The organism is Streptomyces sp. NPDC050617, from assembly GCF_040654795.1.
Taxonomy (GTDB): domain Bacteria; phylum Actinomycetota; class Actinomycetes; order Streptomycetales; family Streptomycetaceae; genus Streptomyces.
The window spans coordinates 149,966-168,695 of record NZ_JBFAIS010000003.1 but is presented as its reverse complement, the minus strand read 5'-3'; the positions used below and the strand labels follow the sequence as shown (position 1 = coordinate 168,695).

The window sequence follows — 18,730 nt, the reverse complement described above, 5'->3', positions numbered from 1 at the left end:
TCGTGGGCGGCGGCTGACTGCGAAACAGGCCGGTCCTGGGAGGGCCTCAAGGGCGTAGGCCCTGGTGTCAGGACGTCACATCCCGCCAAGCCTCCGGCAGGGCTGACGCGACCTCTACCGAGGTGAGGGGGCGGGAGCCTACGTGGCGGGCGGCGAGGCCGTGGAGGTAGGCGCCGGTGGATGCGGCGTCGTGGGGGGAGAGGCCCGCGGCCAGGAGGGAGCCGGTCACGCCGGAGAGGACGTCGCCGCTGCCCGCGGTGGCCAGCCAGCCGGTGCCGGTGGGGTTGGCGCGTACGGGGTGGGCGGCGGTGGCGATCAGGGTGGTGGAGCCCTTGAGGAGGGCCGTGGCGCCGTAGCGGTCGGCGAGGGCCCGTACGGACGACAGGCGGGACGCCTCCACCTCTTCGCGGGTCGTGCCGAGGAGGGCTGCCGCTTCGCCCGCGTGCGGGGTCAGGACGGTGGGGGCTTGGCGGGTTCGTAGCCGGTCGGCCGAAGGCAGTAGGTGCAGGGCGTCCGCGTCGATCAGGATCGGGACGTCCGAGGCCAGGACGTCGGACATCGCCTGGCGCGCGTCCTCGCCGTCGCCCAGCCCCGGGCCGATGATCCACGCCTGGACGCGGCCGGCCTTCTTCGGCGGGCCGGGTGAGACGAAGCATTCGGGGAAGCGGGCGATGACGGCGTCCGAGCCGGGGCCGACGTAGCGGATCGCGCCGGCGCCGCCGCGCAGGGCGCCAGCGACGGTCAGGACGGCCGCGCCGGGGTAGCGGGCGGAGCCCGCCACGACGCCGACGACGCCTCGCCGGTACTTGTCGCTCTCCGCGGCGGGGCGCGGCAGCAGTGCCGCGACGTCCGCGTGCTGGAGCGCCTCGATGTCGGGTTCGGGCGGCAGCCGCAGGCCGATGTCGACCAGGCGGAGCGCGCCCGCGTGCTCGTGCGCCGGGTCGATGAGCAGGCCCGGTTTGTACGCGCCGAAGGTGACCGTGGCGTCGGCGCGTACCGCCTCGCCGGCGACCTCGCCGGTGTCCGCGTTCACGCCGCTCGGCAGGTCGACCGCGACGACCGTGCCCGTCGCGGCCCGCACCAGGGCCCGCGCGTCCGGGCGGAGCCCGCCCTTGCCGCCGATGCCGACGATGCCGTCGACGACGAGGTCGGCGCGGGCCACGGCGTCCGCGCCGTCGGCCGCCGCGAGCGTCCGGCCCCCGGCGGCGCGCAGGGCGGCTAGGCCGCCGGGGTGCGTACGGTCCGGGGCGAGCAGTACGGCGCTCACGCCCGCGCCGCGCCGGGCGAGCCGCGCCCCGGCGTACAGGGCGTCGCCGCCGTTGTCGCCGCTGCCGACGATCAGGGCGACGCGCGCCCCGTATACGCGGCCGAGCAGGTCGGCGCAGGCGGCGGCGAGCCCGGCGGCGGCGCGCGCCATGAGGGCGCCGTCCGGGAGTCGTGCCATCAGCTCGCGTTCGGCGGCCCGTACTTTCTCCACGCTGTAGCCAGTCCTCATGCGCCCAGTGTCCGGGAATCGGGTGGGTGCGCCAGGGCGGCGGTTCCCGGCCCGCGGGTCGTCTGGTGCGGGGCGGTACGGGTATGCGGAGTGCGTGCCCCCACCACATACCCGAACGCGAAGTCGATCTTCAGCGCGCTGCTGCGCGTGCTGTGCAGCAGAGATGCCTGAGACACTGGCGGTGATGAGTGAGACACAGATGCGCGCTCGTGCCGTTGTCGACCTGGCCGCGCTGCGGGACAACGTGCGCGCCCTGCGGGCCCGTGCGCCCCGTGCCGAGCTGATGGCCGTGGTCAAGGCCGACGCGTACGGACACGGCGCGGTGCCCTGCGCCCGCGCGGCCCGCGAGGCCGGTGCGACCTGGCTGGGGACCGCCACGCCGCAGGAGGCGCTGGCCCTGCGCGCCGCCGGCGACCGGGGGCGGCTGATGTGCTGGCTGTGGGCGCCCGGCGACCCCTGGCGCGAGGCCATCGAAGCGGACGTCGACGTCTCGGTGAGCGGGCTGTGGGCGCTGCGCGAGGCGGAGGCGGCGGCCGTCGCGGCCGGCCGGGTCGCGCGCGTACAGCTGAAGATCGACACGGGGCTCGGGCGGAACGGCTGCCAGCCCGCCGACTGGCCCGCCCTGGTCGGCGCGGCGCGCGCCGCCGAGCAGCGCGGCACTCTGAAGATCACCGGCCTGTGGTCGCACTTCGCGTGCGCGGACGAGCCCGGCCACCCCTCCATCCGGGCGCAGCTGTCGGTCTTCCGGGACAGCGTCGGCCACGCCGAGGCGCAGGGGCTGGAGCCGGAGGTGCGCCATATGGCCAACTCCCCGGCGACCCTGACCCTCCCCGAATCGCACTTCGACCTCGTACGGCCCGGCATCGCCGTGTACGGCGTCTCGCCGTCCGCCGAGATCGGCGCGCCCGGCGACTTCGGCCTGCGGCCCGTGATGACGCTGACCGCCTCGCTGGCCAATGTGAAGCGCGTACCGGGCGGCCATGGGGTCAGTTACGGGCACAAGTACGTCACCCCCGGCGACACCACCCTCGCCCTCGTCCCGCTCGGCTACGCCGACGGCATACCCCGCGCCGCCTCCGGCACCGGACCCGTGCTCATCTCGGGGAAGCCGCGCACGGTCGCGGGGCGGGTGGCCATGGACCAGTTCGTGGTCGACCTCGGCGGCGACGACGCGGTGGTCGGCGACGAGGTGGTGCTGTTCGGGCCGGGCGACCGGGGCGAGCCGACCGCCGAGGACTGGGCGCTGGCCACCAACACCATCGGATACGAGGTCGTCACGCGCATCTCCGCGCGCGTGCCCCGCGTCTATGTAGGTGAGAGCGATGCCACGGGGGGCGAAGCATGAGTGAGGCGACGAGCGGCGCGGCGGCGGCCGCGGCCACGGGACTGAACTGGGGCTGGAAGCGCGGCGCGGGGGTGGCGGGAGCGGCGATAGGCGTCGTCGCGGCGGGTGCGGCGGCGGGCGTCGCCCTGGAGCGGCTCACGGTCGGTCGCGGCATGCGGCGCCGGGCCCGCCTCGCGCTGGACTCCGCGGGCCCGTACGGGACGCTGCGCGGCACACCCGGCACGGCCGTGGCCGAGGACGGCACCGAGCTGTACTACGAGGTGGACGAGGCCGTGCCGGACGGCGCGGCCGAGGGGGCGGCGCCGCGCAAGCGGCTGTTCGGGCGGCGGCCCCCGCGGCAGCCGGTCACCGTGGTCTTCTCGCACGGCTACTGCCTCGGGCAGGACGCGTGGCACTTCCAGCGGGCCGCCCTGCGCGGCGCGGTCCGCGGCGTCTACTGGGACCAGCGCAGCCACGGGCGGTCCGAGCGCGGGCGCGGTCAGCGGGAGAGCAACGCGCCCGTCTCCATCGACCTGCTGGGCCGCGACCTGAAGGCGGTCATCGACGCGGCGGCGCCCGAGGGGCCGCTGGTGCTGGTGGGGCACTCGATGGGCGGCATGACGATGATGGCGCTGGCCGCGCAGTACCCCGACCTGGTCGCCGAACGCGTCGTCGGCGCGGCCTTCGTCGGCACCTCGGCGGGCAACCTCGCCGACGTCAACTACGGGCTGCCGGTCGCCGGGATGAACGCCGTGCGGCGCGTGCTGCCCGGCGTGCTGAAGGCGCTCGGCTCGCAGGCCGACCTGGTGGAGAAGGGGCGGCGGGCGACGGCGGACCTCTTCGCAGGCGTCGTCAAGCGCTATTCGTTCGGGGCGAAGGACGTCGATCCGGGGGTGGCGCGGTTCGCGGAGCGGCTGATCGAGGCGACCCCCATCGACGTGGTCGCCGAGTTCTACCCGGCCTTCGCCGAACACGACAAGGTCGAGGCGCTGTGCGCGTTCGACCACATGCCGGTGCTCGTCCTCGCGGGCGCGGGCGACCTGATCACCCCCAGCGAGCACAGCGAGGCCATCGCGGCGGCCCTCCCCGACGCGGAACTGGCCCTCGTGCCGGACGCCGGGCACCTGGTCATGCTGGAGCACCCCGAGACCGTGAACGAACGGCTGGCGGAGGTGGTGGCCGCGGCCGGCACCGGCGAGGCGCTCACCACCCGCGCCGCCTCGGGCGAGGGCACGAAGCGCGGCTGAAAGGGCCCAGGGGGCTCCTCACAGGGCTCTTTTACGGGCACGGGCGGGCGTTCCGGTGCTTCCGCCGGGCGGTCCGGCGGCTCGTACGGGTGCGTGCCGCGTGCCGACGCCCGTACGAGCCGGGCCCGCGGGGCGCGCGGCTCCAGATCACGGTGCTCGGGCCCGTACCATCGGCCGGTATGAACGTCCCGCACACGGAGCCCGTGGCCGCCACCGCACAGATCACCGTCAAGACGCCCGAGCGCATGCGCGAGCTGGGCCGCGGCCTCGCCGGGCTGCTGGGCCCCGGCGACCTGGTGCTGCTCAGCGGCGAACTGGGGGCGGGCAAGACGACGCTCACCCGCGGCCTCGGCGAGGGGCTGGACGTGCGCGGCGCCGTCACCTCCCCGACCTTCGTGATCGCGCGCGTGCACCCGCCGCTGGGGGACGGCCCGGCGCTGGTGCACGTGGACGCGTACCGGCTGAACGGCGGCCTCGACGAGATGGAGGACCTCGACCTGGACGTCTCGCTGCCGGAGTCGGTGGTGGTCGTGGAGTGGGGCGACGGGAAGGTCGAGGAGCTGTCGGAGGACCGGCTGCACGTCGTCATCGAGCGGGCGGTGGGCGCGCCGGGCGGCGAGGACGACGCCGATGATGTGCGCGAGGTGACGCTGACCGGCGTGGGCGCGCGGTGGGCGGGTGTGGATCTGACGGCGCCGGGGGGCCTGGGGTAGCCGGGGAGCCGGGGGATCTCAAGGCTTCGGCGTTCGGCGGGCTGAGCCCGTACGGCCCGGCGGCCGGTACGGCGGGTTCCGTCGGAGGGGCGCCGCTCACATTCCGTCGGAGGGGCGCCGCTCACATTCCGACAAGCCGTCGGGAAGATGTTGCGCGCGCGGTGTCGCGCGTGGTCACATGGAGGCGTAGAGAGCCGGTTAGGTGTACCTAACCCATACCTGTCCGCCCCAGCAGCCCCAGGAGGCATCCATGTCGGCCCAAGAGCCCGCAGCTGCCGTGGCAGCCCGGCGTGACGAGGAACGGCAGCCCTCGATGAGCGACCTGCTGGCGTCCTGCGCCGCCGCCAGCGCCGTCTCGACCCCGCCGACGGCCCCGGAGCCCGCCGCCGCTCCGGAGGCGGACCCGGCGAGCGCCGGGACGGACTGCCCGGCCGAGGCCGGGCCCCACGCCGCGTAGGCGCTCAGGCGTTAGCCCATACGGGGGAACGGTCCTACGGGACCACGACGACCTTCGTGCCGATCGTGGCGAACTTCCACATCGCGGCGCCGTCCGCGCGCTGCTCGCGCACCGCGCCCGTCTTCTTCGGCGCGTTCGGGTCCGGCGTCGAACCGTCGATCGCCGCGCTGAAGCCGAAGACGATGCCGCCCTGCCCGATGTGGAACTGCACGATGTGCTCGACCGGGACGCCGTCCGAACCGGTCAGCTTGGAGGTGTGGCCGCTGACCTTGTACGTGCCCGGCTCCGGGCTCACCGAGCTCGGCGCGACCTCGAACGTCCGCGTCGCCTGCTCGTTCTCCCCCACCAGCCACACGCGCTTCGCCTTGAGCGCGTAGACGACCCGCAGCCCGGTGCCGGACGAGGCCGGAACGGCGGTGGACGCCTTGTCCTTGCCGCCGTCGCCCTTGCCCTTCCCCTTGTCCTTCGGGTGCCCGGACGGGGAGGAGTGCGCGGCGCCGGCCTTCGCCGGGCTGTCCGGCGCGGCCGATGCCTGGAAGGCGAGGAAACCGACCACGGCGAGTGCCGCCGCGGTGAGCCCGGCCACGACCGGCCCCGAGCTGCTGCGTGCCACGCTGCGCACCCTTTCGTCCTACGTACGACTTTGCGGCTGACCGTAGCACCCGGCCGCCGCCCCGCCGCGCCGTCGGCGGCCGCGGCCGCCCCGCCCGCCCCGTGTGGGCGCGAGCCGGTCGGGGAACAGGGCGCCCCGCCGCGCGCCGTAGGCTGTAGGTGTGCTGCTGCTCGCTCTTGATACCGCCACCCCCGCCGTCACCGTCGCGCTCTACGACGGGGACGGCGGCGCCGTCGTAGCCCAGTCGAACCAGGTGGACGCCCGGCGCCACGGGGAGCTGCTGCTGCCCGCCGTCGACCGCGTGCTGGGCGACGCGGGCGTGGGACTCGCCTCCGTGACCGGCATCGTCGTCGGCGTCGGCCCCGGCCCGTACACCGGACTGCGCGTCGGCCTCGTGACGGCCGCCTCCTTCGGCGAGGCCCTGGGCGTCCCGGTGCACGGCCTGTGCACGCTCGACGGCATCGCGTACGCGGCCGGGACGGCGAACGGGGGGGCCGAGCTGCCCGGGGAGTTCGTGGTGGCCACCGACGCCCGCCGCAAGGAGGTCTACTGGGCGCGCTACGCCGACGCCCGTACGCGCCTCGGCGAGCCCTCCGTCGACCGCCCCGCCGACATCGCGGAGACCACCGCGGGCCTGCCCGCCGTCGGCGCGGGCGCGCTGCTCTACCCGGACGACTTCGGGGACGTACGGGCCGACCTGCCCCAGCACCAGTCCGCCGCCGCGCTGGCCGCCCTCGCCGCCGAGAAGCTCGCCGCGGGGGAGGAACTGCCGGCCCCGCAGCCGATGTACCTGCGCCGCCCGGACGCCAAGGTGCCGGCCAACTACAAGGTGGTCACGCCCCGGTGACCGCCTCCGCCGCCACGGTGTCCGTGCGCGAGATGCGCTGGTGGGACCTCGGTCAGGTGCTGCCGCTGGAGCGCGAACTGTTCCCGGACGACGCCTGGTCCAAGGGACTGTTCTGGTCCGAGCTGGCGCACGCGCGCGGCCCGGGCGCCAACCGCCGCTACGCGGTGGCCGAGGACGCCGAGGGCCGCATCGTCGGCTACGGCGGCCTCGCCGCCAACGACGGCACCGGCGACATCCAGACCATCGCCACCGCCCGCGACCACTGGGGCACCGGCCTCGGCGCCCGCCTGCTGACCGAGCTCCTCGCCGCCGCCACGGCCTTCGAGTGCCACGAGGTGCTCCTCGAAGTCCGCGTCGACAACGACCGCGCGCAGCGGCTGTACGAACGCTTCGGCTTCGAGCCCATCGGCGTGCGCCGCGGCTACTACCAGCCCGGCAACGTGGACGCCCTCGTCATGCGCCTCACCGGCCCCCCGGCCCACGGCGAGGACGGCCCCGCCCCGCAGGGGAGCGAGAGCCGGGTCTGAGGGGCGCGACGGGGGCGGGGCGCCCAAGCGCCGGACGGGCCGGACCGGGGCGGCAGGCGGGTCGGAGGACGGCGGCGGAGGCGGTCCGACCGCCGACTCATCAGGGTGAACGGGGGGCCGTTCGGGCTGGGTACCCTGGGCAGACGGCTCAGAATCGCGCCCATGGGAGAGAACATGACTGCCAGCGCCCCCGAGCAGCCTCTGATCCCGCAGCCGCCCGCTACCGTCACCGCGCTGCGCCAGGCCATCGCCCAGATCGCTCCGGCGGCGCTTCCTGCCTTCACCCGTGAGCTGGACCAGGCCGCGGACCAGGCGAGGCAGGGCTCCGACCTCGCCCCACTGCGACGCTTCGCCACCCAGTGGGCCGCTTATGTGCAGATTCAGCGACAGCCGCGCGTCGCCGTGCGCCTCCGCGAGCTGGAAGACCTCGCCGAGTCGGATGACGCCGCACAGGTCCGCAGGGCCGCAGCCGAGATCGGGGGCATCCTCGACGACGCCTATGCCGCTGTCGCTCGGGCGGAGCGTTAAGCACCGGAGCCTGGAGCTGGGGGTATACGACTCGGACCGCGAGCACGTCGCCGGAGGTGTGCCGGCCGAGATCGTGACCGAGGTCGAACGTCTCGCGGGCCAGCTCGTCGAACTCGCCGCGGTCGGCGTGGACGTCACGGACATGGGCCACGGCCCTCGGGCCGGCGGGCTGCGCCGCATGGACGCCGTCGGCGGCTGGTTCCACTTCCTGGTCGCCCCGAGGCTGCGAGTGGTCATCATCGTGAAGATCGTTCCGCCGTTCGGGAGCCTTTAGCCGACCCGGGCTCGCTCGGCCGGGGCCCGCGGTGTCCGCTGCCGCCGCCGCCCGGGGCGCAGTCGTCAGGAGCGGTCCTCCGCCGATGCGACCGCCGCCCGTGCGCCCTCCGGGGCGGTGATCTTGAAGTCGTCGGCCAGTACTCGCAGTACCTCGTCCGCGTCGGCCAGTTCGCGTTCCTTGTGGGCGCCGTCCGGGGCGGTTTCCACGAGGGTGCGGCCGCGGAGGGCCAAGTGGCCCTCCGGGGTGGCGCGGTGGGCGGCCAGGACGCGGGAGAAGGGGGAGCGGGGGTGGGTGGCCATGTACCAGTTGACGACCTCGATGTCCGCGTGCACGACGGGGTCGAGGGTGAAGGCGTACTGGTCGGCCCACGCCCCGTCCTCCGGGGACTGGAGGACCCACAGGTCCAGCGGCCCGTCGTGCTCCCTGCGCACCAGGCGGTGCCGGCGCGGGCCGGCCCGGAACTCGGTGTCCGCGACGAGCGGGACCGCTTCGAGCAGACCCGTGGCGCCGCCGAAGCCGACGTCGGCGAGATGGCGGTGCTCCTCGCCGGGGACGCGGACGAGCAGCAGCATGTGGGTGCGCGGCCGTACGGAAGCGGGGCCTCCGGCCCGCAGCACCCGCGCGGTGAGCGGCGTGACATGGAAGCCGAAGGACCTGAGCACCGCCGCGAAGAGGGTGTTGTGCTCGAAGCAGTAGCCGCCGCGCCCGCCGCGCACGAGCTTCGCCTCCAGGTCGGGCAGGGCCAGCGAGGGGGCCGAGCCGAGCAGGGCGTCCAGGTTCTCGAACGGGATGCTGTGCAGGTGCGCGCGGTGCAGCGAGCGCAGCGCCTCCGCCGTCGCCCGCCGCTCGCCGGTCCAGCCGGTGCGGGCCAGGTAGGCGTCCAGGTCGAGGTTCGGGGCGCCGTCGGGAGCGGTCACGGCTGTCGTCGTGCTCGCGGGCTCGGAAGTCGGTGGCATGCGTATGACTGTACGGAAGTGACAGGTGTGTAGAGGGGGGAGCCGAGTGGTCCGTTGGGCCTAGGACCCCCGGTGAGCTGGCGGGTTGCGAGGCGGCGACTTCGGTGGGTTAGCCTGCGATCACATGTGGTGACGGCGGTCTGTCGGCCGCTCTCGCCGTGCGTCGTCAGGGAGTTGAAGCACGTGAAGGATCCGCAGATCGCAGAGCTCATCCAGTTCGTCCGCGAACGCTCGCCGTTCTACCGGGAGTTGTACGCGGACCTCCCCGACGGCACGGCGGAGCTGGCCGCGCTCCCGCTGATCCCCATGCGCGACTACTGGGCGGCGCACGGCCTGCGCGAGAGCCGGGTGATGACCGGGCCGCACACGGACGGCGTCGTCTTCAACACCGGAGGCACCACCTCCGCGCCGCGGATCTCCGTCTACACCTGGGACGAGTGGCGGTCGGCGGGCCGCCGGTTCGGGGAGGCGCTGGTCGCCGCGGGGCTGCGCGACGGCGACCGGGTCGCCAATCTCTTCTACGCCGGGCGGCTCTACCCCAGCTTCGTCTTCCTCTACGACTGCGTGCAGGACCTGCCCGTACGCACCGTGCAGCTGCCCATCAGCGGCAACGCGCCGCTCGACTTCGCGGTCGGCGTCATGCGCGACTTCGCCGCCACCGTGGTGGCCGCCCCGCCCACCTCGCTGTGCCGACTGGCGGCGGAGGCCGTCGAGTCGGTGGGGTCGCTGCCGGACGTGCGGCTGGTGCTGTTCGGCGGGGAGGCGTTCTACGACGATCAGCTCGCCCTCATCGCCCGCGCGTTCCCGAACGCCGAGGTCCGCTCCGGCGGCTACGGCAGCGTGGACGCGGGCGGACTGGGCGGTCCGGTCGCGGGGGAGCCCGACACGCGTGTGCACGAGGCGTTCGGGGACAAGGTGCTGGAGCTGCTGGACCCCGACACCGGCGAGGTCGTGGAGGAGCCGGGGCAGCCCGGCCGGGTGGTCGTCACCGACCTCACGCGGCGGCTGATGCCGCTGCTGCGCTACCCCGTCGGCGACCTCGCCGAGTGGGTCGACTTCCCCCGCCGCCGGTTCCGGCTGCTCGGCCGCTCCGGCGAGGAGGCCAAGGTCGGCACGGTCAATGTGGACCTGGAGGGGCTGCACCGGCTGGTGGCGAGCGCCGACGGCGCGGGCCGGTCGGTCGGCATGCAGGCCGTGGTGCGGCACCGAGAGGGGCTGGACGAGCTCGTGCTCCGGCTCGCTGGGGAGGGCGGTTCCGAATCGGGGGAGGGCCGTGCCGAGCTGGAGCGGGCCCTCACGGCGCGCGTGCACGTCGAGGACTTCGCCGAGACGCTGGAGCTGGGTCTGATCCACCCGCTCGCCATCGAGTGGGTCGCCCCGGACGGCCTCGTGAGCAACCCCCGGACCGGGAAGCGGCTCCGGCTGATCGACGAGCGCGTCGGCTGACGGGGCGGGGGCGGCGCGGGGCCGGGGCGCCGGGGCCGGGGGCGGCGCGCTCGTACTCGTACCTACGCTCGTACGTACGCCCGTACCCACGTCCGTGCCCATCCGCACCGGTCCGCTCCCGCCGTCCGGCCGTCGCGGGTGACCCTTCGAACGCGAACTCCCCCTCCGCACAAAGCCGTTGGTCGAAGCCTTGGCGGCCCCGCCGCGCGGCCCCTCCGCGCCCGGCGGCTGTGACCTCACCCCCGCAGTGCTCGTTGCTCTCGTGAACACCGCAAGCGACGCTTGCCCAGCGAACGGAGACGCACTCGTGACGACGCTCACCGCTGCCGGGGAGGAGATCATTCCGCTCACCTTCGGCGGCCTCGCGTACGAGGGGCGGATCGTGCACCGGCCAGGCGCCCGCCTGGCACCCGTGGTCCTGGTCGGCGGCGCCTTCCAGACCAAGGACGGCTGGGGGCGGGTGGAGCAGGGGTTCCTGGCCGACGCGACCGTGATCACCATGGACCTGCCCGGCGGCGGCGACGCCGACCGGCTGCCGCCGGAGTGCGGCTTCGACTTCCTCACCGGCGCGCTCGACCACCTGCTGAGGTCGGTGGCCCCGGGCCCCGTCAACGTCTTCGGCGCCTCTTACGGCAGCGCCGTCGCCTACCGCTGGGCCCAGCTCCACCCCGAACACTGCGCCCGGCTCCTGCTGTTCGGCACCATGGCGCAGATGACGGAGCACGTCCGCGCGGTGCTCCAGCGCACCCTCGACCTCGCGGAGCAGGGGCGCCACGAGGAGTTCGTCGAGCAGGTGCTGGACGGCCTGGTGTGCTTCGAGCCGGACGCCGGCATCGCCCGCCGCAACGTCGTCATCCGCTGCCTGACCAGCATGCTCAACAACATGACGGCGGACGAGCTCGACAAGTACCGCGACAACACGACCCGGTTGCTGGACTACACCGGCGGCTCCGAGGACGAGCCCGCCACCGTCCCCATCCTGGTCGCGACCGGCGAGTACGACCCGCTGACGACGCCGCTGCTGAGCCGGGCGGCGGCGGCCCGCTGCGGCGACGCGCACTTCACCACCATCAAGGGCACCGACCACATGGCCCACCTGGAGCGGCCCGCCGAGGTCGTCGACCTCGCGGTGCGCTTCTTCGAGGGCCGGCCGCTGACCGGCCTGGACTACTGCGGGCCGGTCGAGTACTTCGGGCGTACGGGCCGCCTGGCCGCGGTGGCTCCGGGGCGGGGCGCCGGGCGGTAGGCGGGGGCCCGTACCGTCTGTACGTACGCCCGTATGTTCGTTTGAGCCCTTCCGTGTCTACTTCTCGCCGTCGCTCCCGCGGGCCAGCAGGCCGTCGATGATCGCGGCGATCTCCTCCGCGACGGTGTAGTCCTCCGTCAGCTCCTGCCAGCGGTCGGCGAGCGCGGTCAGCCGGGGCAGTTCGGCCGGGTCGGCCGCGTCGGGGGAGGCGAGCATCTCGGGGAAGTACCGGCGGCGGTCGGGCTGTTCCGCGCGGCGCGCCATGGCGGTCTGGAAGACGAGTTCGCCGTAGACGTAGTGCCACAGCGTCCGGTACATCCGCACGGCCCGGCGCTCGCCGAGGCCGCAGGCCATCGCCGAGTCGATGATCTCCTCGACCATCCACAGCGCGTGCCGGTCGGTGACGTCGCCGAGGCCGAGGATCTCGACGACCCACGGCATGCGGCGCAGCACGTCGTGCATGTGGACGGCGACGGCGAGGAGCCGTTCGCGCGGGTCCGCCGGGAGGTCGGGGCGGGGCAGGGTGCGCGCGGTGCCGACGAGCACCTGCATCAGCAGCTCGTCCTTGTCCCGGACGTGGTGGTAGAGGGCCATCGGCGTGCTGCCGACCTCCTTGGCGAGCCGCCGCATGCTCAGGGCCGCGACGCCCTCCTCCTCCAGGACGCGGCGCGCGGTCGCGACGATCGTCTCCAGTTCGAGCCGGCGGGGCCGCCCCACGGTCCGCTTGCGCGCTGCCTTCGCTGTGTCCTGAGCCACGTCCTGCGCCACGTCCTTCGTCACGGTCCCATTCTCTCAGCGGCTATTTTTATACGCGTATAGTAATTCCATCGACGGGCTGTTCCGCGAGGCATGACGGAACACGACGGAAGGGGACGGGTGTGGGCGACGAGGCCCGGCAGACGCGCTGGCTACTGGTGGTGGCGCTCACCGTGCAGTTCACGGTGGCGCTCGACATGGCGGTGGTGAACGTCGCGCTGCCCGACATGAAAGCGGACCTCGGCTTCAGCGCCGCGGGCCTCCCATGGGTCGTGAACGCCTACGCGCTCGCCTTCGGCGGCCTGCTGATGCTCGGCGGCCGGCTCACCGACATCGCGGGGCGCCGCCGCACCCTGATGGCGGCGCTCGCCCTCTTCGGCCTCGCCAGCCTCGGCGGCGGCCTGGTCTGGTCGCCCGGCGGGCTGATCGCCGCCCGCGCGGCGCAGGGCGTCGCGGCCGCGGCCCTCGCGCCCGTGGCGCTCGCCCTGATCACCGTCACCTTCCCGGCCGGTCCGGCGCGCTCGCGCGCGCTCGGGCTGTGGGGGATGGCGGGGGCCGCGGGCGGCGCGATCGGGGTGCTGGCGGGCGGGGTGCTCACGGAGGCCGCGGGCTGGCGGACCGTCCTGCTGGTCAACGTCCCGATCGTGGTGTTCGCCTACGCGGCGGCCCGCCGCTCCGTTCCCGCCGACCGGCGCACCGGCCCGGCACCGCGGCTCGACGCGGGCGGCGCCCTGCTGATCACGGCCGGCATGATGGTGCTGGTCCTGGGCGTGGTGCGGACCGAGACGTACGGCTGGGACTCCGCGATGACGATCGGCACGCTCGCGGTCGCGGCGGTGCTGCTGGCCGCGTTCGCCGCCGTCGAACTGCGGGTGGGGCAGCCGCTGCTGCGGATGGGCCTGCTGACGCACCGGCCGGTGCTGGCGGCCAACCTGTTCATGCTGCTGCTCGCCTCCGGGCAGTTCGGCGCCTTCTACTTCTCCTCGCTCTACATGCAGCAGGTGCTGGGTTACGGGGCCACCGCGACCGGCGTCGCGTTCCTGCCCTTCTGCGTCGGCCTGGTGGCCGGGTCGCTGCTCGCGCCGCGTCTCATCGCCCGGCTCTCGATGCGCTGGACGCTGGTCGTCGGCGGGGTGCTGGGCGCGGCCGGGTTCGCCTGGCTGGCCGCGGCGGTCGGCGTCGACGGGGGCTTCGCCGACTCGATCCTCGGCCCGTTCCTGCTCGCCAGCTTCGGCATCGGCATGTGCTTCGTGCCGCTGGGCACGGCCGGGACCGAAGGGGTCGCGCCGACGGAGGCGGGCATGGCCTCGGGGCTGCTCAACAGCTCCCGGCAGATCGGCGGTTCGGTGGGGCTGGCCGCGCTCGTCACCGTCGCCGCGGGCGCGGCGGGCGGCAGCCGCGTCGAGGCGCAGGCCAACGGGTACGCGACGGCCTTCGGGGTGGGGGCCGTGCTGCTGGCGGCGGCCGCGCTGACGGCGCTGCTGCTCCCGGCCCGTACGGGCGTGGGGGAGGCGCGTACCGCCGACTCGGCCGTGGACTCCGCGGACTCCGGGGCCGGCGCCGAGCGTGACAGCGCACAGGAGGGCGCGCCGCGCTGAGCGTACTCTTGGCTTCGGACGAAGCGAAGTCAGGGCTCACGCGGAGTTCCGTGGTGGGCCGCGTGGACGGGGAGGGCGGTCTCGCAGATGCACTGGTTCTGGTGGGTGTTCATCTTCTTCGCCCTGGGCGGTTTCACCAAGCTCGCCGACACCGCCCGTACCGCCTTCCGCACCCGCCACGAGCGGAAGCTGGAGCTGCTGGAGTCCGAGCGGCGCGAGCGCCAGGCGGAGCGGCAGGCCGTCGAGGCGGCGAACAAGCAGCCGGAGCCGGTCTGCGGCTGCGGGCACCACCTCGCGAAACATGACAAGCAGGGCAAGTGTCATGAGACGGTCGAGGTGCCCGTTGCCTGGGACGCGGAGAAGAAGCCGGTGCAGTACGAGCCGGGCGTGTGCAACTGCCAGCAATACGTGGGCCCGCAGCCGCTGACGACGCTCTACGCGCAGGACTTGACGGACCTGGCGTAGTTCAGGCCGTATTTCAGGCCATTGTTCGGACCGCTCAGTCCGCTCAGTCCGCTCAGCTTTCGGCCGGCTGTCCCAGCAGCATGGCGGGCGCGCCCGCCACCCGGGTCAGGAAGATCACGCAGGAGTTCGGCCCGGAGGGCTTGAGCTTCCTGCGCAGCTCCTCCGGCTCCACCGCCGAACCGCGCTTCTTGACGACCACGACCCCGATGCCGCGCTCCCGGACGATCGCCTTCAGCTTCTTGAGGTTGAAGGGCAGCACGTCCGTGAGCGCGTACGCGGTGGCGTACGGGGTCGGCCGCAGCTCGTCCGCCGTCACATAGGCGATGGTCGGATCGATCAGCCGGCCGCCGACCTGCCGGGCGACGTCCGCGACGAGGTGGGCGCGGATGACCGCGCCGTCCGGCTCGTAGAGGAACGCTCCGACCGGGCCCGGCTCGGGGTCGGGCAGGCCCGCGCCGCGCAAGGTGTGCGGGCCGGGGAGCAGCGTCGCCCCGCGCGCGCCCGGCGCCCCGGCGCCGAACCAGAGCACGGCTTCCTTCACGTCGCCGCCGTCCGAGATCCACTCGGCCTCCGCCTCGGCGGGGATGATCTCGTGCGGGATGCCCGGCGCGATCTTCAGCGCGGCGTGCCGGGCCGTACGGGCCGCCTCGACGGCCCACGACAGGGGCGGCGAGTACGCCTCCGGGTCGAAGATCCGGCCCCGGCCGCCGCGCCGGGCCGGGTCCACGAATACGGCGTCGCAGCCGGACGTGTCGACGTCGGCGACGTCCGCGCGGCGCACCTCGATGAGGTGGTCCAGGCCCAGGGCGGCGGCGTTGGCCCGTACGACCTCGCAGGTCGCCTCGGACCGGTCGACGGCGAGCACCGAGATGCCGGCCCGCGCGAGCGCGATGGCATCGCCGCCGATGCCGCAGCACAGATCGGCGACGCTCCGCACGCCCAGCTCCGCGAAGCGCCGCGCCCGGTGGGCCGCCACGGCGGCGCGGGTGGCCTGCTCGACGCCGCCGGGCGTGAAGTACATCCGGTACGCGTCCTCGGCCCCGAACTTCGCCACCGCCCGCTGCCGCAGCCGGGCCATCCCGAGCGCCGCCGAGACCAGCTCGGCGGGGTGGTCGCGGCGCAGCCGGGTCGCTGTGGCCAGCTCCTGGGCGGGCTCATGGTCGCGCAACTCCGCCAGCAGCCGCTGCCCCTCCTCGGTGAGCAGCGCGGCGAAGCCGGCGTCACCGGCGTCGGACGGATCGGAAGCGGAATTCGGTACGGACACCCGCCCATTCTCCCCACAAGACCAGCCCACGACCCGGGCCCCCGCCCGCCACCCACCGATCGAGCCCACTCGGTGCACGCCAACCAGGTCCCCCGGCACCCACCGATCGAGCCCGCTCGTCGCATATCGACCAGGTCCGCCCGGCGCCCATCGGTCCAGTCCGCCCGGTGCACGCCAACCAGGCCCGCCCGGCGCCCACTGATTGAGCCCGCCGGTGCACACCATCCAGGCCCGCCCGGAGCCCATCCTCCAGGCCCGCCCGCCACCCACTGATCGAGCCCGCCCGGTGCATATCAACCAGGCCCGCCCGGAGCCCACCGATCCAGTCCGCCCGGCGCACATCATCCAAGTCCGCCCGCCACCCACCGATCGAGCCCGCTCGGCGCTCATCAACCAGGCCCGCCCGGTGCATATCAACCAGGTCCGCCCGCCACCCACCGATCGAGCCCGCCCGGCGCACGCCAACCAAGTCTGCTCAGCGCACATCAACCAAGCCTGCCCGGCGTTTGAGGGCCGGGGTCCGGGGCAGAGCCCCGGCAGCCGGGGTGCGCCCAGGCACTCGGCACCCCCCGTCGCGTCGCGCAGAATTGCGCCGCGTTGGCACTCCGCTTGACCGAGTGCTAACCGCGTCATAGTCTCGCATCTGGCACTCTCCACCGGGGAGTGCCAAACACAGCGACGGGCAGATCCGGCACCCGCGACGACGGATCACACCTGGTCGCCACCTCAGACAGTTAACCCCGTGAGATCTCCGAAGGGGGAGGTCGGATCGTGACGACCGCCAGCTCCAAGGTTGCCATCAAGCCGCTCGAGGACCGCATTGTGGTCCAGCCGCTCGACGCCGAGCAGACCACGGCCTCTGGCCTGGTTATTCCGGACACTGCTAAGGAGAAGCCCCAGGAGGGCGCTGTCCTGGCCGTGGGCCCGGGCCGCTTCGAGGACGGCAACCGTCTTCCGCTCGATGTCGCCGTCGGCGACGTCGTGCTCTACAGCAAGTACGGCGGCACCGAAGTGAAGTACAACGGCGAGGAGTACCTCGTTCTCTCGGCTCGCGACGTGCTCGCGATCATCGAGAAGTAATTCACCGAAGTTTGCCTGTTCTGCGCCCCTGGTTCCCCGCGTCTGAAAAGCCGGGCGCCCGGGGCGCAGTTCATTTGAGCGACAGCGGTCGCCGCCGCGTGGCCGGGGATCGCAACGAGAGGACTTGAAGCAACTCATGGCGAAGATCCTGAAGTTCGACGAGGACGCCCGTCGCGCCCTTGAGCGCGGCGTCAACAAGCTTGCCGACACCGTCAAGGTGACGATCGGCCCCAAGGGTCGCAACGTCGTCATCGACAAGAAGTTCGGCGCCCCCACCATCACCAACGACGGCGTCACCATCGCCCGCGAGGTCGAGATCGACGACCCGTACGAGAACCTGGGCGCCCAGCTGGTGAAGGAGGTGGCGACCAAGACCAACGACATCGCGGGCGACGGCACCACCACCGCCACCGTGCTGGCCCAGGCGCTGGTCCGCGAGGGCCTGCGCAACGTCGCCGCCGGCGCCTCCCCGGCCGCCCTGAAGAAGGGCATCGACGCCGCGGTCAAGGCCGTGTCCGAGGAGCTCCTCGCCACCGCCCGTCCGATCGACGACAAGGCCGACATCGCGGCCGTCGCCGGCCTGTCCGCCCAGGACAAGCAGGTCGGCGAGCTCATCGCCGAGGCGATGGACAAGGTCGGCAAGGACGGCGTCATCACCGTCGAGGAGTCCAACACCTTCGGCCTGGAGCTCGACTTCACCGAGGGCATGGCCTTCGACAAGGGCTACCTGTCCCCGTACATGGTCTCCGACCAGGAGCGTATGGAGGCCGTGCTCGACGACCCGTACATCCTGGTCCACCAGGGCAAGATCGGTTCGATCCAGGACCTGCTGCCGCTGCTGGAGAAGGTCATCCAGGCCGGCGCCTCCAAGCCGCTGCTGATCATCGCCGAGGACGTCGAGGGCGAGGCGCTCTCCACCCTCGTGGTCAACAAGATCCGCGGCACGTTCAACGCCGTGGCCGTCAAGGCCCCCGGCTTCGGCGACCGCCGCAAGGCCATGCTCGGCGACATCGCCACCCTCACCGGTGCGACCGTCATCGCCGAGGAGGTCGGCCTCAAGCTCGACCAGGCCGGTCTGGACGTGCTGGGCACCGCCCGCCGCGTGACCGTCACCAAGGACGACACCACCATCGTCGACGGCGGCGGCAACGCCGACGACGTGGCCGGCCGCGTCAACCAGATCAAGGCCGAGATCGAGTCCACGGACTCGGACTGGGACCGCGAGAAGCTCCAGGAGCGCCTCGCCAAGCTCGCCGGCGGCGTCTGCGTCATCCGCGTGGGCGCGGCCACCGAGGTCGAGCTCAAGGAGAAGAAGCACCGCCTGGAGGACGCCATCTCCGCGACCCGCGCCGCGGTCGAGGAGGGCATCGTCTCCGGTGGCGGTTCCGCGCTCGTGCACGCCGCGAAGGTCCTGGCGAACTCCCTCGACAAGGAGGGCGACGAGGCCACCGGTGTCGCCGTCGTCCGCCGCGCCGTCGTCGAGCCGCTGCGCTGGATCGCCGAGAACGCCGGCCTGGAGGGCTACGTCATCACCTCCAAGGTCGCCGAGCTCGACAAGGGCCAGGGCTTCAACGCCGCGACCGGCGAGTACGGCGACCTGGTGAAGGCCGGCGTCATCGACCCGGTCAAGGTCACCCGCTCCGCGCTGGAGAACGCCGCGTCCATCGCGTCGCTGCTGCTCACGACCGAGACCCTGGTCGTCGAGAAGCCCGCGGAGGAGGAGCCGGAGGCCGGTCAGGGCCACGGCCACGCCCACTAGTGGTACGCGGCCGCCGAGCCGGCGGCCGTAGCGCGCGGAGACCCGGCGCCCCTTCGGGGGAGCCGGGTCTCCGCGCGTCGGGGCAGGTCCCGCTCCGGCCCGTACGCGCGCCCGTAAGTCCGTAAGCGGCGG

The 18,730-nt window shown here is 73.7% G+C and carries 19 protein-coding genes; 14 read left to right on the top strand and 5 right to left on the bottom strand.

Annotated elements, in window-relative coordinates:
- Positions 1 to 67: 67 nt before the first annotated feature.
- Positions 68 to 1,495, bottom strand: a complete 1,428-nt coding sequence (locus tag AB0I49_RS05745; RefSeq protein WP_363225571.1) for an NAD(P)H-hydrate dehydratase — start codon at positions 1,493 to 1,495, stop codon at positions 68 to 70.
- A gap of 184 nt (positions 1,496 to 1,679) precedes the next feature.
- Here AB0I49_RS05745 and alr point away from each other — a divergent pair, with 184 nt between their 5' ends.
- The 4 genes from alr (at position 1,680) to AB0I49_RS05725 (ending at position 5,236) form a co-directional block, all read left to right on the top strand.
- Positions 1,680 to 2,840, top strand: a complete 1,161-nt coding sequence (alr, locus tag AB0I49_RS05740; protein ID WP_363225570.1) for an alanine racemase — start codon at positions 1,680 to 1,682, stop codon at positions 2,838 to 2,840.
- On the top strand, positions 2,837 to 4,066 hold the full coding sequence (locus AB0I49_RS05735; protein ID WP_363225569.1) for an alpha/beta hydrolase: 1,230 nt from the start codon (positions 2,837 to 2,839) through the stop codon (positions 4,064 to 4,066). Before alr ends, AB0I49_RS05735 begins: the two co-directional genes overlap by 4 nt.
- Before the next feature lie 179 nt (positions 4,067 to 4,245).
- Positions 4,246 to 4,779, top strand: a complete 534-nt coding sequence (tsaE, locus tag AB0I49_RS05730; protein ID WP_363225568.1) for a tRNA (adenosine(37)-N6)-threonylcarbamoyltransferase complex ATPase subunit type 1 TsaE — start codon at positions 4,246 to 4,248, stop codon at positions 4,777 to 4,779.
- A 250-nt stretch (positions 4,780 to 5,029) separates the two neighbouring features.
- Positions 5,030 to 5,236 (top strand): hypothetical protein, encoded by a 207-nt coding sequence (locus AB0I49_RS05725; RefSeq protein ID WP_363225567.1) that lies wholly within the window; start codon positions 5,030 to 5,032, stop codon positions 5,234 to 5,236.
- 34 nt (positions 5,237 to 5,270) lie between these two features.
- Here AB0I49_RS05725 and AB0I49_RS05720 read toward each other — a convergent pair whose 3' ends face one another.
- Positions 5,271 to 5,849 (bottom strand): L,D-transpeptidase, encoded by a 579-nt coding sequence (locus tag AB0I49_RS05720; protein WP_363225566.1) that lies wholly within the window; start codon positions 5,847 to 5,849, stop codon positions 5,271 to 5,273.
- A 160-nt stretch (positions 5,850 to 6,009) separates the two neighbouring features.
- Between AB0I49_RS05720 and tsaB the strand changes: the two genes are divergently transcribed.
- The 4 genes from tsaB (at position 6,010) to AB0I49_RS05700 (ending at position 8,025) form a co-directional block, all read left to right on the top strand.
- Complete coding sequence (gene tsaB, locus AB0I49_RS05715; protein WP_363225565.1) at positions 6,010 to 6,696, top strand: tRNA (adenosine(37)-N6)-threonylcarbamoyltransferase complex dimerization subunit type 1 TsaB; 687 nt, start codon at positions 6,010 to 6,012, stop codon at positions 6,694 to 6,696.
- 32 nt (positions 6,697 to 6,728) lie between these two features.
- A complete protein-coding gene (gene rimI, locus AB0I49_RS05710; RefSeq protein ID WP_363225751.1) occupies positions 6,729 to 7,223 on the top strand; it encodes a ribosomal protein S18-alanine N-acetyltransferase in 495 nt (164 codons plus the stop codon).
- A 174-nt stretch (positions 7,224 to 7,397) separates the two neighbouring features.
- Positions 7,398 to 7,751 carry a hypothetical protein gene (locus tag AB0I49_RS05705; protein ID WP_363225750.1) on the top strand — a complete coding sequence of 118 codons (354 nt, stop codon included), beginning with the start codon at positions 7,398 to 7,400 and terminating at the stop codon, positions 7,749 to 7,751.
- A 73-nt stretch (positions 7,752 to 7,824) separates the two neighbouring features.
- Complete coding sequence (locus AB0I49_RS05700) at positions 7,825 to 8,025, top strand: hypothetical protein (RefSeq protein ID WP_363225564.1); 201 nt, start codon at positions 7,825 to 7,827, stop codon at positions 8,023 to 8,025.
- A 65-nt stretch (positions 8,026 to 8,090) separates the two neighbouring features.
- Here AB0I49_RS05700 and AB0I49_RS05695 read toward each other — a convergent pair whose 3' ends face one another.
- On the bottom strand, positions 8,091 to 8,984 hold the full coding sequence (locus tag AB0I49_RS05695) for an arylamine N-acetyltransferase (RefSeq protein ID WP_363225563.1): 894 nt from the start codon (positions 8,982 to 8,984) through the stop codon (positions 8,091 to 8,093).
- Between the two features lie 183 nt (positions 8,985 to 9,167).
- On the opposite strand from AB0I49_RS05695, the gene AB0I49_RS05690 reads away from it, so the two are divergent.
- Together AB0I49_RS05690 and AB0I49_RS05685 are read left to right on the top strand one after the other, a co-directional pair.
- Complete coding sequence (locus AB0I49_RS05690; RefSeq protein WP_363225562.1) at positions 9,168 to 10,430, top strand: phenylacetate--CoA ligase family protein; 1,263 nt, start codon at positions 9,168 to 9,170, stop codon at positions 10,428 to 10,430.
- A gap of 307 nt (positions 10,431 to 10,737) precedes the next feature.
- Positions 10,738 to 11,676: an alpha/beta hydrolase gene (locus tag AB0I49_RS05685; RefSeq protein ID WP_363225561.1), complete on the top strand. Its 939-nt coding sequence runs from the start codon at positions 10,738 to 10,740 to the stop codon at positions 11,674 to 11,676.
- Between the two features lie 57 nt (positions 11,677 to 11,733).
- Here AB0I49_RS05685 and AB0I49_RS05680 read toward each other — a convergent pair whose 3' ends face one another.
- Positions 11,734 to 12,456 (bottom strand): TetR/AcrR family transcriptional regulator, encoded by a 723-nt coding sequence (locus tag AB0I49_RS05680; protein WP_363225560.1) that lies wholly within the window; start codon positions 12,454 to 12,456, stop codon positions 11,734 to 11,736.
- A 98-nt stretch (positions 12,457 to 12,554) separates the two neighbouring features.
- Between AB0I49_RS05680 and AB0I49_RS05675 the strand changes: the two genes are divergently transcribed.
- Both AB0I49_RS05675 and AB0I49_RS05670 read left to right on the top strand, forming a co-directional pair.
- Positions 12,555 to 14,030 carry an MFS transporter gene (locus tag AB0I49_RS05675; protein ID WP_363225559.1) on the top strand — a complete coding sequence of 492 codons (1,476 nt, stop codon included), beginning with the start codon at positions 12,555 to 12,557 and terminating at the stop codon, positions 14,028 to 14,030.
- Between the two features lie 87 nt (positions 14,031 to 14,117).
- Positions 14,118 to 14,495, top strand: coding sequence for a hypothetical protein (locus tag AB0I49_RS05670; RefSeq protein WP_363225558.1), 378 nt, complete (start codon positions 14,118 to 14,120; stop codon positions 14,493 to 14,495).
- Between the two features lie 52 nt (positions 14,496 to 14,547).
- On the opposite strand, the gene AB0I49_RS05665 is transcribed toward AB0I49_RS05670, so the two are convergent.
- Positions 14,548 to 15,759 carry a methyltransferase domain-containing protein gene (locus AB0I49_RS05665; RefSeq protein ID WP_363225557.1) on the bottom strand — a complete coding sequence of 404 codons (1,212 nt, stop codon included), beginning with the start codon at positions 15,757 to 15,759 and terminating at the stop codon, positions 14,548 to 14,550.
- A gap of 771 nt (positions 15,760 to 16,530) precedes the next feature.
- Here AB0I49_RS05665 and groES point away from each other — a divergent pair.
- Positions 16,531 to 16,839, top strand: a complete 309-nt coding sequence (gene groES / locus AB0I49_RS05660; protein ID WP_363131915.1) for a co-chaperone GroES — start codon at positions 16,531 to 16,533, stop codon at positions 16,837 to 16,839.
- A 136-nt stretch (positions 16,840 to 16,975) separates the two neighbouring features.
- The gene (gene groL / locus AB0I49_RS05655) at positions 16,976 to 18,598 is read left to right on the top strand and encodes a chaperonin GroEL (RefSeq protein ID WP_363225749.1); all 1,623 of its coding nucleotides are present in this window, start codon (positions 16,976 to 16,978) and stop codon (positions 18,596 to 18,598) included.
- Positions 18,599 to 18,730: the final 132 nt, after the last annotated feature.

Bases quoted from the DNA above. Each gene is read 5' to 3' on its own strand.
- rimI (WP_363225751.1), top strand. From the start codon at position 6,729: ATGCGCTGGTGGGACCTCGGTCAGGTGCTGCCGCTGGAGCGCGAACTG.
- AB0I49_RS05725 (WP_363225567.1), top strand. From the start codon at position 5,030: ATGTCGGCCCAAGAGCCCGCAGCTGCCGTGGCAGCCCGGCGTGACGAG.
- AB0I49_RS05670 (WP_363225558.1), top strand. From the start codon at position 14,118: ATGCACTGGTTCTGGTGGGTGTTCATCTTCTTCGCCCTGGGCGGTTTC.
- alr (WP_363225570.1), top strand. From the start codon at position 1,680: ATGAGTGAGACACAGATGCGCGCTCGTGCCGTTGTCGACCTGGCCGCG.
- AB0I49_RS05705 (WP_363225750.1), top strand. From the start codon at position 7,398: ATGACTGCCAGCGCCCCCGAGCAGCCTCTGATCCCGCAGCCGCCCGCT.
- groL (WP_363225749.1), top strand. From the start codon at position 16,976: ATGGCGAAGATCCTGAAGTTCGACGAGGACGCCCGTCGCGCCCTTGAG.
- AB0I49_RS05735 (WP_363225569.1), top strand. From the start codon at position 2,837: ATGAGTGAGGCGACGAGCGGCGCGGCGGCGGCCGCGGCCACGGGACTG.
- AB0I49_RS05745 (WP_363225571.1), bottom strand. From the start codon at position 1,495: ATGAGGACTGGCTACAGCGTGGAGAAAGTACGGGCCGCCGAACGCGAG.
- AB0I49_RS05695 (WP_363225563.1), bottom strand. From the start codon at position 8,984: ATGCCACCGACTTCCGAGCCCGCGAGCACGACGACAGCCGTGACCGCT.
- tsaE (WP_363225568.1), top strand. From the start codon at position 4,246: ATGAACGTCCCGCACACGGAGCCCGTGGCCGCCACCGCACAGATCACC.